A 14,254-nucleotide genomic window follows, 5' to 3' on the forward strand; every position below is an offset into this window, starting at 1 on the left:
CTAAATAAAGTTAAACCATGCAGGATTTACGTCAACATAGCTTCTCGGACAAACTGCATAAAACTATGGGCTTGTGGCGATAACGACTTATTCTTACGGGTTAAAATATAATAAGCGCGCTGATGACGCACCTTTAACTCAGGAAACGGCATCACCAAACGACCATCGGCTAACTCTTCTTGGATCTGCTGATAGGCACAAACAGCAACCCCTAAACCACTCATCGCTAGCGACATCACCACTTGGCTCTCACTGGCATAATGGCACTTTTGTAGCTCTAAGCGAGCCACCGGATAATAATTAAGCCAATACTTCCAATCGAAATTGTCTCGGTCATGGATAATGTTGGCCTTAGCCAAGTCTGCCGGTACAGTCAGAGGTTTGCGCTTGAGGTACTCTGGCGAGCACACAGGCACATAATCCAAGCTGCACAAAAACTGCGAATCAAAGCCTTCCCATTCACCGTCACCCCATTTTATCGCTAACTCAGTTTGCGGTAAAAAATCAAAGTGATTGGTGGTCAGCATCTGCCCGACCAATAAGTTAGGGTGCTGGGCTAAAAATTTCGGTAATAATTTACTGACAACCTGGCGGCTAAAAACCGGCTCCATCTCAATATGTAAGGTGTAATGCTCGGCATTATTATGAAAGCCATCCACCACGCCCATTAATTCTTGGATGGGCTGATTAACCTGTAACAGTAATCGCTGTCCATCTTCTGTTAGTTGGATGTGTCGTCCGCCACGATAAAACAACTTGGTACGTAGCACGGCTTCAAGCTTGGCCACTTGTTGGCTAATGGCTGACTGCGTAAGACAAAGCTCACGGCTGGCCTCGGTAAAGCTTTGTTTATCTGCCACCGCTTTAAATGCCATAAACCAAGATAACTGCGGTAAGCGGGCACTTGAACTAACTTGAGTTGTATTCATAACATCCTGCGATGGTAAGCCCTTAAACCTATATAAGTATAAGGGCGATGCTTAACTAGCTACTAGCGCTTAGCGGCTAGACGTTGAAAAAGCTTAACAGCCTGGCTTAAAACGTAATACTGTTTCTAAGCGTTGGTCTTTTTGATACAAGCTACAATAGCTGTAACCTATCTCTTCAATATTGGTCTGCTGGCCTTGGGCAACCTTGCTAACTTTGGCCACGATGCGCTCAGCTACACTTTCTACACCTTCTTCGGCGCGCATGATACCAGATGCGTCAATATCTATATCTTCATTTAACAAATATTGGTTACCGCTCACACGGATCACTGGCACGATAGGGTTATTAAAGCCTGCGCCGCCGGTAGTCCATAAAATCAGATGCGCGCCCAGTGCCGCAAAGTGCATACCTGCGCTGCCACATAGGTGAGTGGCTTCCGACAGATAGAAACCCGCTGTGGTCGGCTTTTCATGGACTAGATGATTAATCTGCAATACATCTTGAATTGCACGAGTACCGGTTTTGCTCAGTGCACCAAAAGACTTCTCTTCTAATGTAGTAAGGCCACCGACACTGTTACCAATACTCATGGTTTCTACTTCTGCGCCGTCAACATGCCAACGCGCCTCTTCTTGATGGATTAAGCGTTCTAATTTATCGGCCACCTCAGTGCTAACCGCGCGCTGACGTAAAATGGATTCGCAACCGACTAATTCGATAAGCTCACCGGCAATGGCGGTTGCGCCCATATCGACTAAGGTGTCGACTGCTCGGCCAACACTCGGGTTTGAAGCAATGCCCGAGCTAGTATCAGAACCGCCGCACTTAACACCGATGATCAGCTCTGAGATCGGCTTTTCTACGCGAGGAGCGTCTTGTGCTGCTTGCTGTAGTTGCTGCGCTAATTCTTTACCTTGGTTAATCGTGGCGCGGGTGCCTTGCTGTTTCATGCACACTAATGAAAACGCAGGTCGGCCAGTTTCACGAATTGGTGCAGCTACGATTTCAGGATCGATACTGCCACAGCCCATGGCGAGTACCAGCACACCGGCCACATTCGGGTTATTGCCCGTATGGATCATGGTGTTGATCATCTCTTCGTTACCACCATACATACAGGTGTTGTAGTTAGTGACCACGATACCGTTATCGATACTGTCGGCAATGGCACGAGCTATGCCATCACAACATTCATCTACCGCCATAATCAATACATGATTACGAATACCCACGCTGCCGTCTGTACGGCCAAAACCAATAAAGCTATTCATCATGCTTGTTCAATCCGCATCTGTTTAATAATTTCTTGAATGATGTTGTCGGGAATATCTAATCGTTGGCTACGCACATTTTGCACATGAGCTAACTCACCACGCGGTATTGCCTTAATGGCTACGCCTACTGGATAGCTTGCCTTAGTAATAAGCTGTTGGGCTGCTATGTCAGTTAGTGCCACTTTATTACCAAAAGTAATGGCTTGCAGGCAGGTCACAAGATCAATGACTTGGTTATTGGTTGAGATAATTTCTATCTCATCGCCTTTGACGGCATCAACAAGCAGCGTTGCGACGTTGTCGGCTGGATCGAGTTGAATGGCTTTTTTCATGCTTTCTCGCGCTAGATTGTAGGACAATCCTACAATCTAGCCTTTTTTTACTATTTATCAATCCACAAATGCGCTATTTGCGCGCTAAAACTAGCGGCGATTATATGAAGTGTGATGCAGCATCCATTTTAAGACCTATCTCTTTTGCTAATAACAAAGATAGGCTCTGCGAACGAGACGTCTGCTTTTTTAGCCTGCCGCCACCGAAAACCACGACTTCACCAGCAAAGAGCTAAGCCAACCCACATCATTCATCAACAATAAACACAAGCTCGCAACCCCCGTCACACCGTTATCACCTAACTTGAGTAACGCCACTATTTTACCGCGTGATTCAATAGTCACAGCATTAAAACCACATGCGTGATCCAGTTCAAACTATTACATTTGGTAATGAGGGAATAAGTTTTTATTGTTGTCACTCAGCGCCAACCTCGCTCAAAATCCGCCCGAATAAAATTCCCCGATGTGGCTTACACCCAAGCGTAAGCCGCATTACTACTTTTGTAAGGATGTAGTTGTGACTGATATAACAACGACCCCGGTGACAGATGAAACTGTTACTCAGCAATCCCCAGTTCAAAATGATAAAGTTCAAAACGACAAACTGCTGATCTCTGTGAGTTTGGCTGTTGTATTTGCTGTTGTAATGATGCTGATCTTCAATCCAGATCAGGTACAAGCTGCCGGCAAAACAGCCTTTGCTGCATTAACCAATACATTTGGCTCTTTCATCCAGCTATTTGCCTTTGCCTCTGTGTGTACCATGTTGTACATCGCAGTAAGCCGCTACGGCACCATTAAGTTAGGCGAAGGCCAGCCTGAATACAGCAACATGAGCTGGTTGTTCATGTTTATCTGTGCCGGTTTAGGTTCGGCGACCATGTACTGGGCGTTTATGGAGTGGGCTTACTACTACAACGGTATTGGTCTAAACATTGAAGGCCAAACCAACGAAGCACTGCGTACTAGCTTGTCTTACGTGATGTTCCATTGGGGTATTACGCCTTGGGCTATCTACGGTCTAGCGTCTATCACTATGGCGTACCACTTCCACGTTAACCGTGCTAAAGGTCTTAACCTGTCATCGCTAATGGTATCTATCCTTGGCATGAAAGAAGACAGCACTGCTAGCCGTGTTATGGGGCGCTCACTGGATCTTATCTTCCTATTCGCAACGTTTGGCGGTCTGATCCTAACGACTACCGTAACAGTGAACACAGTTTCAACTGGTTTCGCTGAGCTGTTCGGCATGGAAAATACCTTCGCAATTAAGGCTATCCTGCTGGCGCTGATCACCCTTACCTTCACCCTAAGCTCTTATATCGGTATTGCTGAAGGTCTGCAAAAAATCGCTCATGCCGCTTGTGGTATGTGCTTTGTGTTTGCTGTGGTTGTACTAGTTCTTGGCGACACAGGCTTTATCGTTGATTTCTTTGTTAACTCACTAGGCTTAACCCTGAGCAACTTCGTTGAGATGAGTCTGTTCACCGACGCAACTAATGAAGGCACCTTCAACAAAGATTGGACTGTGTTCTACTGGTTATACTGGTTCACTTACACACCTGCGGTAGCGATTTTCGTAACTCGTATCTCTAAGGGTCGTACTATTCGCCAGGTGATTTTAGGTCTGATTGCGGGTGGTTGTGGTGGTTGTTGGTTCTTCTTTGGCGCTCTAACGGGTTACTCTGTTGACGCTATGGTCGATGGTGTTGTGAATGCACCTGCGCTACTAAACAGCGCTACTGGTGACATCGCAGTGGCCCAGCTAATTGCTAACCTGCCATTTGGTACCATCTTGTCAGTGTTCTACTTCGTGCTAATGATGTTATTCCTAGCTTCTCACTTAGATGCTACAGCCTTCACCGTAGCAGCAGTAAGCACCAAGAACCTAAAACAAGGTCAAGATCCGACTCGTGAACTACGCGTGTTCTGGTGTGTGATGCTAAGTCTATTACCACTAGCCATGTTGTACATCAACGCGTCACTAGACACCTTGAAAACAGCGGTAACCCTAACTGCTGCACCATTTGTAATCGTACTGATGCTATGTATGTTCGGCTTAAAGAAATTCCTGTCAAACCACAAGTTTGACAACGTTTCAGAGAAATAAATCATGTTGAAAATTACCGATATTGAAGTGCTCCACCTACGCGTTCCAGCAATGGATGCCGATTGTGAATGGGGCGAAGACGCCGTCATCGTTAAAGTGCATACCGATAAAGGTATCGTAGGTGTGGGCGAAGCCGACTCTAGCCCGCTAGTGGTTCAAGCTTGTATCGAAGCGCCACAAACTAACTTCTACTGCAACGGTCTTAAGCGTCTGCTGATCGGTGAAAATGCGCTGGAAATCGAGCGCCTGTGGAACAAGATGTACTGGGGTTCAAACTACATGGGTCGTCGCGGTGCTGGCATCCATGCCATTAGTGCTATCGACATCGCTCTGTGGGATATCGCAGGTCAGTTCTACGGTGTACCAGTACACACGCTACTTGGCGGTAAGTACCGCGACAAGATCCGTTGTTACGGTACCTTTATTCCTGCCGACAAGCCTGAAGACAACGTGGCTATTGTGCAGGGCTTGAAAGACCAAGGTTTCTCTAGCATTAAGTTTGGTGGCGGCGTGATGGGCGATGACCCAGACACCGACTACGCTATCGTTAAAGCGGTGCGTGAAGCGGCAGGTCCAGAGATGGAAGTGCAGATCGACTTAGCGTCTAAGTGGCACACCTGTGGTCATTCAGCCATGATGGCGAAACGTCTAGAAGAGTTTAACCTCAACTGGATTGAAGAGCCGGTACTAGCAGACAGCCTGATCAGCTATGAAAAGCTGTCACGTCAGGTATCGCAAAAGATTGCTGGCGGTGAGTCGCTAACCACTCGTTACGAGTTCCAAGAGTTCATCACTAAGTCTAACGCCGATATCGTTCAGCCAGACATCACCCGTTGTGGTGGTATCACTGAAATGAAGAAGATCTACGACATCGCGCAGATGAATGGTACTCAGCTGATCCCTCATGGTTTCAGCACCGGCATTCTGTTGCATGCTTCGGTACACTTCTTAGCGGCTTGCGAGCAAGGTACGCTGATGGAGTTCTCTCAGAGCAGCAGCCCACTATTCACTAGCTTAGTGAAAAACCAGCTGCAGTTCGATAATGGCTTTGTGGCCGTATCTGACGCACCAGGTTTAGGTATCGAGCTAGACGAAGAGTTAATTGCCAAGTACCGCGTTAACTAGCACCGTGTAAATTAACATCGCGCTATCTAGCGGCGATTGATTTACCCGCTAAATAACAATGCCAGTAAGTTAAGCTTACTGGCATTTTTTTATGTCTGTTTTTTTGCTGACAGCGACTCAGGGCAATAGGTAAGTCATCTCCGACTTCCTTAGTACCTCCCGCTAAACAAGCACGTCGAGACTCATCATTCGCCTCATCTAAATCCTGTTGATTCACCATCAAAATAAAAATGAACCATGAGAGCATTTAACGTAAATGCCAAAATCTCGCTTAACTCCCCTCATGGTTCCAACCACCTTATTCACAAGGTGTATGCAGGTCCTGATTGCAAATCGTAGTAAATAATATGGAACAAAGTTTACAACTGTCAACCCACGGTAAAACCAAGGTTCGCATCTGAGACACACAACTCAAACACCGCAAAAAATAAGACAGGCATCACATTCAAACCTAGAAACCACTAAAGCCAAGTAAATAACGCATCGAAACAGATCACACTAATGCGTTATTTTTTGACCAACTGCAAACATAACACATGAAGGTACACACCTGTATATTTTAACGTGACATTCGTCACTACAAAAGTAAACACCTGTCTCTACAATTACCTCGAAATAAATACTAAAGATGTTAATCGCGTTTCTTTCGAAATGATAAGTGTGGAATAGATGATGAGAATCTTACTAAAAATCGGAGTGTTAATAGCCTTCTGCGCTACCACACTCCTTGCTGCGCCAAGCGCTCAAGCCGACCAAGTCGCTACTCCTTTAGAGCAGCAACTGGTTAATAAATTCACCGAGGCTAACTACTCTAAAAAAGGTGCTGACACCTGTCTTATGTGTCACAAGAAGTCTCAACCCGTTATGGCGATTTTCAATTCGCCACACGGTGATACCAACCAAGGCCCTATGGCTGGTCTTCAGTGTGAAGCCTGCCACGGACCACAAGGTAAGCACAAAGGTAAAAACGAGCCCATGCTCACCTTTGGTGATGAGCTATCCGTCGAAGGCCGTAACAGTGTTTGTGAGTCTTGCCACAGCCAAGAGCACACCCCGTTCCATGACCAAGCCTGCAGTGATTGTCACAACATTCACCAAGCACAGTTAACTGCAGAGCAACCTCAAGCGCAGTGCGCAAATTGCCATATGCAGCAAGAGTCTGCTCAATTTAAGCGCTCGACTCACTTAGAGCACTTAGTCTGCAGTGACTGCCATAACCCTCATGAAGAAGCGCCGCTATCAGTTAATGACACCTGTTACAGCTGTCATGCCGAGAAGCGCGGACCCGCCTTATGGGAGCACGCTCCTGTTGTTGAGGACTGCACCACCTGCCATAACCCTCATGGCTCCGTTAACGACAACCTACTTAACAGTCGTGCACCGCAATTATGCCAAAGCTGTCATAGCCAAGCTGGCCACCCAGGTGATGTGCATAACAACTTAGATGGTTTCACTCAGGGTCAATCGTGCATGAACTGCCACAGCAAAATTCATGGTTCGAACCACCCTGCTGGTCACTTATTTACAAAATAGGAGCTGATGATGAAGGCTAAACTCACTTTAGTAGCACTCGCTGTTCTCTCAGCCAACGCTACCGCAGCAAACTTCGCTGTGCCGCAACACATTGAAACAGACTATGCCTGTCAGCGTTGTGCTGCACCAGAGCACAACAACACTGCTGGCGTGATGACCGAGCAAAGTACTCACTTAGATAGTCAGTATGGTGCTAACGCCGATATCCAAAACAAGCACTACAGCGTAGATGCTAACAATGCGGGAGCTGATAATGGTCACTTAAAAGCAGCTGCTTACTATGGCGACTTTGCCTTGGAGCTGGCTTATGTTGACCGCTGGAACCTAGATGACAACGATATCGGCGCCGAGCGTAAGCAGTTATCTGCTGCTGCTAAGTATCAAACTCAGCTGGTTAGCGCGTTTGTTAAAGCAAGCTCGGAAGACAAACAGGGCCAGCGCATTTCATCAACAATGAAAGCTGGAGGGGTCAAAACAACTAACTATTTAGAAGCTATCGACCACACCACTCAGGTGATGAACGCAGGCGTGCAGTTGCACGGTGATTTTTGGAACCTAGGCGTTGCCGCCTTTAACTCTGACTTTACTGACAATGCTGGTATCGATGCCGATAACAGTGCCCAACAAGCTAGCGTCAAAGGGGCCCTTAATGTTGGCAGCACTCGCCTTAGTCTAAGTGCTGCCTCCGGCAAGATGATTCAGGATGATGCGATTGAGCAAGATAACTCGCTGGTACCTATCTCTAACTTCGATGGTGAAGTGGAAACCCTCGACTATAACGCCCGTATCAGCTCGCGCTTTGTTGGTATTAAGCTCAGCGGCTTTTATCGCTACAGTGACCGCGATAATGTCAGTGGCTCATATGAGTTTTTCGATGGCAATCAGCCACCCGTTATTAACACTCCAATCGACACCAGCAAGACCCAGTATGGCGTCGATGCCAGCTACCGTTTAGGCAGTGCTAAGTTCAGTGCAGGTTTTGAGCAAAACGACCGCACTCGCAGCGATAGTGACCGTGAAGAGACCCAAGAGAGTGAGCTGTTTGCACGCGTAGACTACCGCTTAGGCGCGCTTAATTCGCACGTTAAGCTCACCAACGGTGCACGCACTGGCTCTGACTACCGTATTGGCGAGGATATTTTTGAAAAGTACTACTTAGCCGACAGAGACCGCCTCAGCACTGAGCTTGGTCTGGGCTATAGCCACAATAACTATGGCGCAAACCTCAAAGTTATTTTAGCCAGCGATGACTACGCAAACAGCTCGGCACTGCAAGAATCTGATGAAGTGCTCGTTAACTTCGACGGCTTCTACCGCTTCAGTGAGCAGTTAGTGCTGAGCGCCTACGCGGGTACTCAGACCATCGACAGCTTAGAGCTACACAACACCAGTATCAGTGATGAGTTTAGCTATTTTGGTTTTGGTCTAGAGCAGTACCAAATTAACGACGATATCTCAGTCGGCAGCTCCTACACCTTCTCATTTTCTGGCAGTGACACCTCGGTCGATAGCACCGAGATGGGTGACTACTACCAGTACCAACACCTTGCTGAAGTCCATATGGATTACCGCATCAATGCGCGTTTCTCGACTCGTTTGGCTTACACCTACGAGCGCCACTACGACACGAATTACGCCAATCAACCGATTGAGAGCATCAACTCCATTGCTGACCTCAATCAGAATTACACCGACCACAAGATCGGTGTATTTTTCACAATCAAGCTTTGAGGTAATCATTATGGAACGTCGTACGTTTCTTAAATTCACCGCGGCGGCAGCGGCTGTAGCGACTGTTACAGGTTGTGACAGTAGCAGTGCCAGCGATCCTCTGCCGACTCCGAGCGAGCCAGTGCTTCCTCCAGTTGGAGAAGGTGTGACATGGGGCTCATGTGCCACGAACTGCTGGCAAGCATGTCCATTAAAAGTACACAGTAAAGATGGCGTGATCACGCGCATTGAAACTGAAGGCAAAGCTACGGACGATTGGGATAGTTTCGAGCATGAAATTCGCCCTTGCCCTCGCGGCCGCTCAATGCGTCAGAAGGTTTACAACCACGATCGTCTTAAGTACCCAATGAAACGCGTAGGACGTCGAGGTTCTGATGAATTCGTGCGTATTAGCTGGCAAGAAGCTGTCTCTAGCGTCGCCGCAGCGATGCAAAAGACCTACGCTGAATACGGTAAGAACGCCATTTTCATGCCTCTGGGCGGCGGTTCTCACGATCTAAATACTGGTGTGACTCAATCCAGTGTTCGTCTACTAAATATGGCTGGCGGATGCCTTTTCTTCCATAACGATTACTCTGCATCTCAGTACCGTGAAGGCTCTGCTGGTATGTACGGATACCTAGCATCTAACGATGGTGATACCGTCGGTTTTTGGAATACGGGCTCTAGCCTGCGTAGCCTAGAAAATAGCGATCTGATGGTCTGCTTCGGCTATAACCCAATGGAAGCCCGTTTGGGTGGCGCAGGTTCTGGTTATGAATATTTGAATGTTAAGAAGAAAAATAACTTCAAGACATACTATATCGACCCACGGTTTACCGATACAGCCGTAACCGCTACCGATGAGTGGGTGCCTATCCGCCCAGGTACTGACGCAGCATTATGTGAAGCATTAGCACATGTATTGATAGCAGATGGCTACGCGGATATCCCATTCCTTGAGCAGTACACTTTTGGCTACGATAAATACCAAGATTACATCTTAGGTGTTACCGACGGCATCGCTAAGACGCCAGAGCGCGCCGAAAGTATCTGTGGTATCCCGGCAGAGAAGATCCGTGAAATAGCTCAAGCAATTGGAGCCGCGTCAGCGCCATTCGTGACACAGGGTTTCGGTCCACAACGTCAAGGTAATGGTGAGAACAACGCACGTGCTGTGATGATGCTGCCGTTACTCGTCGGTAAGATTAGTGGCGCGGGGACTAACCACGGCGGCACCCCTGGTAACGATGGTTTATCCCATTACGCCATGATGCCGGCTGATTCGCTCAAAGATCTTATGAACATGAAGATCATGGACGTTACGATCCCAGCAGCATCACATCTAGACGCCATCGAGTTCGGCACAGAAATGAAGCCGAGCACCCATGATGTGCGTTATTCAGATAAGAGTCTGATGGATGCAGATACTCCGCTAGAAACTAACGTACGTTTCTTATGGTTAGCCTCATCCAATATGTTGGCTAACCAAAACGGTGATATCAACCGAGCTGACCGCCTACTTAACGACGAGAGCCTAGTGGACTTTGTTGTTGTAGTTGAACAGCATATGACGGCCTCAGCAAAGTATGCCGACATCATCCTACCGGAAGTAAGCTGGCTTGAGATGTATGACGTCATCCAAAGCTACAACAAGATGGACTGTGGTTCATTGATGTACGCCTACGGGATCACCCCTGCTGTGGACCCTATGTTCGAATGTAAGCCTGCCTATGACATCTGCCATATGATCGCCAACGAGCTAGGCATAGGCAGTAAATTCACCAATGGTGGCATGACCTACTTAGATCAGGTGCGTAAGGTCTTTACCGAGTTCAAGAAAAGCAATCCATGGATCCAAGGTGACACCTTCGAAGAGTTTGTTAGCTTTGGTCCTCAGCGCCAACCCGCTGGTGAGCACCCCAACGTAGGTAAGATCCGCGACTTCGTCGCCAACCCTGAACAAAACCCTCTAGGTACACCTAGCGGCAAGGTCGAGATCTACTCTCAATATTTCGAGAGTAAGCAGAGCCAAGCTGAAGGCACCGACGAGATCAACCCACTGCCCGTCTACTTTGCCTGTGACGAGTCATATGAAGATGCTACTGCTGCAGAATACCCGCTGCAGTGCATTAACTATCACGGTAAACATAGCGCTCACAGTATCCATGCCAGTACACCTTGGCTCAATGAAGTACTCGAGCATCACCTATGGCTAAACCCAATAGATGCAGGTGCTGCAGGCCTTATCAATGGCCAAAAGGTCATTGTTGAGAGCCGCAGAGGCAAGCTCGAAATTACCGCTCGCGTCACTCCTAGAATCGTCCCTGGTGTTGTGGCAATGCCTCAAGGCCAATGGCGTCGTATGAAAGGGGATATCGATGTGGGTGGCTGCGCAAATACCCTGACCGACAGTAAGCCTAGTCCGGTTGCTAAGTCATTCCGTTCTAATACTAACCGAGTCAGAGTTTACTCGGCATAGGAGAGAAAATATGCAATTAGGATTCTATGTTGATACAGCAATCTGTTCAGGCTGCAAGGCCTGTATGGTCTCCTGTAAAGATAAGAATGACCTGAATGTAGGTCGTAACTTCCGCCGCGTATATGAATATGCGGGCGGAAGCTGTACGGATAATGGTAATGGCGTATTTTCACAATCCGTTTTTGCCTACTACACGTCAATCTCTTGTAATCATTGCAACACCCCAGCTTGTACTACGGCTTGTCCAACTGGCGCTATGCATAAGCGCGCAGAAGATGGACTGGTCATGATTCATGACGACATCTGTATCGGTTGCTCATCTTGCTCACAGGCATGTCCATACGACGCGCCTCAACTTGATGAAGCCCGAGGAAAAATGACCAAGTGTGACGGCTGTATTGACAGACTCAACGCGGGGAAACAGCCCATGTGTGTTGATAGCTGTATCCATCGAGCATTGGACTTCGGCCCTATCGATGAGTTGCGCGCTAAATATGGGGATACAGCAGAAATTGCCCCGTTACCGTCAGCAAGCATCACCAAACCAAACTTAATTCTTAAAGTACACCCTGACGGTCAACCTGTAGGTTCAGGCGCCGGTTCAGTAGTAAATCCAAACGAGGTATAACATGAATACTAAACTTTCTCTTGTAGCTATCCTTCTTGCTGGTGCTATGGTAACTGGCTGTTCTGATGACGATTCAGAAACAATATATATCTGTGAAGATGGCTCTGAAGCCTCATCTCCAGAACTGTGCCCAGTAACAGAGCCTAGCGATCCTACGGATCCAGTTGAACCACCAGCAGTCGATGGACCATTCGTGCATGCTGGCCGTACTATCATTGATGGCGCATTCTATAGCGCCACCAGCCCGAGTAACGAATATGATCCGTTACGTGATTGGGAAAATACCATGCCAGCTGGATATAAAGAGATGCGTAACGCTTCGTATCCTTGGGGCACGACTGTTTATGATTCAGCAGACAATGGCGAAGAATTGTGGATGGGTACTATCTCAAACGGTTGGTGTGTATGGCCATACCAGAACATCGGCATGCCTATCGAGTTAACCACTTATGAGAGTGAGACTACTGGCTGTTCAGTGCCAGGGACTACTGGCACTCCATCACAGATCTTCATCTATAACTTCCGCACTGGTGCAAAAGAAGTGATTCATGAAGGCATGCTCACATCTGGTGGCCCTCAGTTTACTGAAGCTTTCGAGCCTATCAATAATACCTATGGCTTCCGCGCTGCGGGCACTGTTGGTGATCTGGTATTTGTTGCGGGTCACTACAAGAGTGGTGTCGATGCTAACCAAGGTCGACTACGGCTATTCGTATTCAATGCAAAGGAGCGTTCATTCGTCGGCTATCGTGATATCGTCGGTGATACCACACGTCGCTTCCGTACTCTAGAGCACGCTGACGGTACCACTGGCTTCTACACTATCGTAGGGGCAGAAACAGGTATGACTCAGACTGGTGACGGCCCAACTCAACTACTTCGCTGGGTAGGTACACAAGATGATCCTTTCGCTGGCGGTACAATTAAAGATGTAGAGAACCCACTTAACACCACAGGTTGGAGCAAGGTTTCGACTCAACTGGATAATGAAGAAACTCCAGGTGGCGTACAATACGGTATGATCGGTGACTGGCGTCAATTCACCCATAGCGATGGTACTGAACGCCTTATCATGTCTGCTTCTGCACACCCTTTCGTTTACAAGGAAGGCAAGCGTAATGATAAGTACAAAGAGTCAGTCATCCTGATTTCAGATCCAATTCCAGCTGCAGGTTACAGCGCAAGTGAGCAACTGACCTTCCGTGAAGTATTCGGTATGGATCAGTACGATCCTGATACTAAAGGTCGCTGGGGAGCTAAATGGGGGACGAGTGCAATTAACGACGGTTTCATGTATTTCGGTACTTACCACCAAGGTACAGATGCTGCTTATAAGCACTTTGCTAAGGCAGATCCTGAGTTATTCACCGACTTAACAGGTCTTGATGCACATGATTACTCAGTCATTGATGCAAATAAAGAAGCGGGTCATAAAACGTTTATGATCAACGAGTGGCGCGCCACTTCAATCTTCCGTATTGACCTTAAAAATATTGATGCGGTAAGCGCAGGCGACACCTCTAAAGTAGAGCTGCTTTACGGCTACGAAACCATGCAGGTTAATGATGGTAATGGTTGGAAGGCTATGCCAAACAAGTTAGGTCAGAAGCCTATTCATGGTGAAGCTGGTATGGGTAACCCAGGAAACGTCTACTCTTGGACCTCAATTGCCAAAGACGGTAAGTTATTCTGGGGATTCTTCGATGCATTCTCTGGCCTACATGACCTACTGTTCGAGGCATACGCTGGTGAGTACATGTTATTCGACGGTATCGTATTCCAGAACCCTGAGTGGAAGAACCAGATGGCTAACAACCCAGCCATGTGGATGTACGATTACGCTAAAACTGAGATGGATGCTAACGGCTTAGCCGAAGAGTTTATTCCAGGTGGCGATCTACTGATGATCGAAGCTGACGGTTCTGCACGTAAGCTTACCACTAACGGTTTCGGCAATGAGTGCTCTAACGGTATCCGTAACGTAGTCGATATCGACGACAAGCTATACTTCGGCACCTCAACTTGGTGTAACGTCGGTCCAACTTCTGGACTAGAGTTCTACCAATATGAGCCTAGCTTAGACAAGTAGGTATATCGTTTAAGGCGGCCTCTGGCCGCCTTTTCTTT

General features: G+C 47.6%; 12 protein-coding genes. 7 read left to right on the forward strand and 5 right to left on the reverse strand.

The genetic code is table 11. The features are described from left to right. Nucleotides 1-26: 26 nt before the first annotated feature. From SPEA_RS20245 to SPEA_RS23305, 4 genes are all read right to left on the reverse strand, one after another. On the reverse strand, nucleotides 27-929 hold the full coding sequence (locus SPEA_RS20245) for a LysR substrate-binding domain-containing protein (protein WP_012157046.1): 903 nt from the start codon (nucleotides 927-929) through the stop codon (nucleotides 27-29). A 93-nt stretch (nucleotides 930-1,022) separates the two neighbouring features. Next, a complete protein-coding gene (locus SPEA_RS20250; protein WP_012157047.1) occupies nucleotides 1,023-2,204 on the reverse strand; it encodes a UxaA family hydrolase in 1,182 nt (393 codons plus the stop codon). Then, the gene (locus tag SPEA_RS20255; protein ID WP_012157048.1) at nucleotides 2,201-2,536 is read right to left on the reverse strand and encodes an SAF domain-containing protein; all 336 of its coding nucleotides are present in this window, start codon (nucleotides 2,534-2,536) and stop codon (nucleotides 2,201-2,203) included. Before SPEA_RS20255 ends, SPEA_RS20250 begins: the two co-directional genes overlap by 4 nt. 189 nt (nucleotides 2,537-2,725) lie before the next feature. Beyond that, entirely contained in the window at nucleotides 2,726-2,881 is a 156-nt protein-coding gene (locus SPEA_RS23305) for a hypothetical protein (protein WP_190272084.1), read from the reverse strand. 175 nt (nucleotides 2,882-3,056) lie between these two features. On the opposite strand from SPEA_RS23305, the gene SPEA_RS20260 reads away from it, so the two are divergent. Together SPEA_RS20260 and SPEA_RS20265 are read left to right on the forward strand one after the other, a co-directional pair. Continuing rightward, nucleotides 3,057-4,649, forward strand: coding sequence for a BCCT family transporter (locus SPEA_RS20260; protein WP_049767988.1), 1,593 nt, complete (start codon nucleotides 3,057-3,059; stop codon nucleotides 4,647-4,649). 3 nt (nucleotides 4,650-4,652) lie between these two features. Continuing rightward, on the forward strand, nucleotides 4,653-5,774 hold the full coding sequence (locus tag SPEA_RS20265) for a mandelate racemase/muconate lactonizing enzyme family protein (RefSeq protein WP_012157050.1): 1,122 nt from the start codon (nucleotides 4,653-4,655) through the stop codon (nucleotides 5,772-5,774). A gap of 22 nt (nucleotides 5,775-5,796) precedes the next feature. Here the strand turns inward: SPEA_RS20265 and SPEA_RS20270 are convergent, their stop codons facing one another. Beyond that, entirely contained in the window at nucleotides 5,797-6,021 is a 225-nt protein-coding gene (locus SPEA_RS20270; RefSeq protein WP_041411130.1) for a hypothetical protein, read from the reverse strand. A 425-nt stretch (nucleotides 6,022-6,446) separates the two neighbouring features. Between SPEA_RS20270 and SPEA_RS20275 the strand changes: the two genes are divergently transcribed. The 5 genes from SPEA_RS20275 to SPEA_RS20295 are packed head-to-tail and all read left to right on the forward strand — an operon-like array spanning nucleotide 6,447 to nucleotide 14,216. Continuing rightward, complete coding sequence (locus SPEA_RS20275) at nucleotides 6,447-7,307, forward strand: DmsE family decaheme c-type cytochrome (RefSeq protein ID WP_150102327.1); 861 nt, start codon at nucleotides 6,447-6,449, stop codon at nucleotides 7,305-7,307. A 6-nt stretch (nucleotides 7,308-7,313) separates the two neighbouring features. Further along, on the forward strand, nucleotides 7,314-9,038 hold the full coding sequence (locus SPEA_RS20280) for an MtrB/PioB family outer membrane beta-barrel protein (RefSeq protein ID WP_223296536.1): 1,725 nt from the start codon (nucleotides 7,314-7,316) through the stop codon (nucleotides 9,036-9,038). A gap of 10 nt (nucleotides 9,039-9,048) precedes the next feature. Continuing rightward, complete coding sequence (locus tag SPEA_RS20285; protein ID WP_012157053.1) at nucleotides 9,049-11,499, forward strand: molybdopterin-dependent oxidoreductase; 2,451 nt, start codon at nucleotides 9,049-9,051, stop codon at nucleotides 11,497-11,499. 10 nt (nucleotides 11,500-11,509) lie between these two features. Next, nucleotides 11,510-12,127: a DMSO/selenate family reductase complex B subunit gene (locus tag SPEA_RS20290; protein WP_012157054.1), complete on the forward strand. Its 618-nt coding sequence runs from the start codon at nucleotides 11,510-11,512 to the stop codon at nucleotides 12,125-12,127. Nucleotide 12,128: 1 nt separating this feature from the next. Then, nucleotides 12,129-14,216 carry a hypothetical protein gene (locus tag SPEA_RS20295; RefSeq protein WP_012157055.1) on the forward strand — a complete coding sequence of 696 codons (2,088 nt, stop codon included), beginning with the start codon at nucleotides 12,129-12,131 and terminating at the stop codon, nucleotides 14,214-14,216. The last annotated feature ends 38 nt before the right edge of the window (nucleotides 14,217-14,254 follow it).

The organism is Shewanella pealeana ATCC 700345 (assembly GCF_000018285.1).
Classification (GTDB): domain Bacteria; phylum Pseudomonadota; class Gammaproteobacteria; order Enterobacterales; family Shewanellaceae; genus Shewanella; species Shewanella pealeana.

What these genes read in the sequence shown, in the direction of transcription:
- SPEA_RS20245 (WP_012157046.1), bottom strand. Translation starts at nt 929, where the DNA reads ATGAATACAACTCAAGTTAGTTCAAGTGCCCGCTTACCGCAGTTATCT.
- SPEA_RS20250 (WP_012157047.1), bottom strand. Translation starts at nt 2,204, where the DNA reads ATGATGAATAGCTTTATTGGTTTTGGCCGTACAGACGGCAGCGTGGGT.
- SPEA_RS20255 (WP_012157048.1), bottom strand. Translation starts at nt 2,536, where the DNA reads ATGAAAAAAGCCATTCAACTCGATCCAGCCGACAACGTCGCAACGCTG.
- SPEA_RS20265 (WP_012157050.1), top strand. Translation starts at nt 4,653, where the DNA reads ATGTTGAAAATTACCGATATTGAAGTGCTCCACCTACGCGTTCCAGCA.
- SPEA_RS20270 (WP_041411130.1), bottom strand. Translation starts at nt 6,021, where the DNA reads ATGCTCTCATGGTTCATTTTTATTTTGATGGTGAATCAACAGGATTTA.
- SPEA_RS20275 (WP_150102327.1), top strand. Translation starts at nt 6,447, where the DNA reads ATGAGAATCTTACTAAAAATCGGAGTGTTAATAGCCTTCTGCGCTACC.
- SPEA_RS20280 (WP_223296536.1), top strand. Translation starts at nt 7,314, where the DNA reads ATGATGAAGGCTAAACTCACTTTAGTAGCACTCGCTGTTCTCTCAGCC.
- SPEA_RS20285 (WP_012157053.1), top strand. Translation starts at nt 9,049, where the DNA reads ATGGAACGTCGTACGTTTCTTAAATTCACCGCGGCGGCAGCGGCTGTA.
- SPEA_RS20290 (WP_012157054.1), top strand. Translation starts at nt 11,510, where the DNA reads ATGCAATTAGGATTCTATGTTGATACAGCAATCTGTTCAGGCTGCAAG.
- SPEA_RS20295 (WP_012157055.1), top strand. Translation starts at nt 12,129, where the DNA reads ATGAATACTAAACTTTCTCTTGTAGCTATCCTTCTTGCTGGTGCTATG.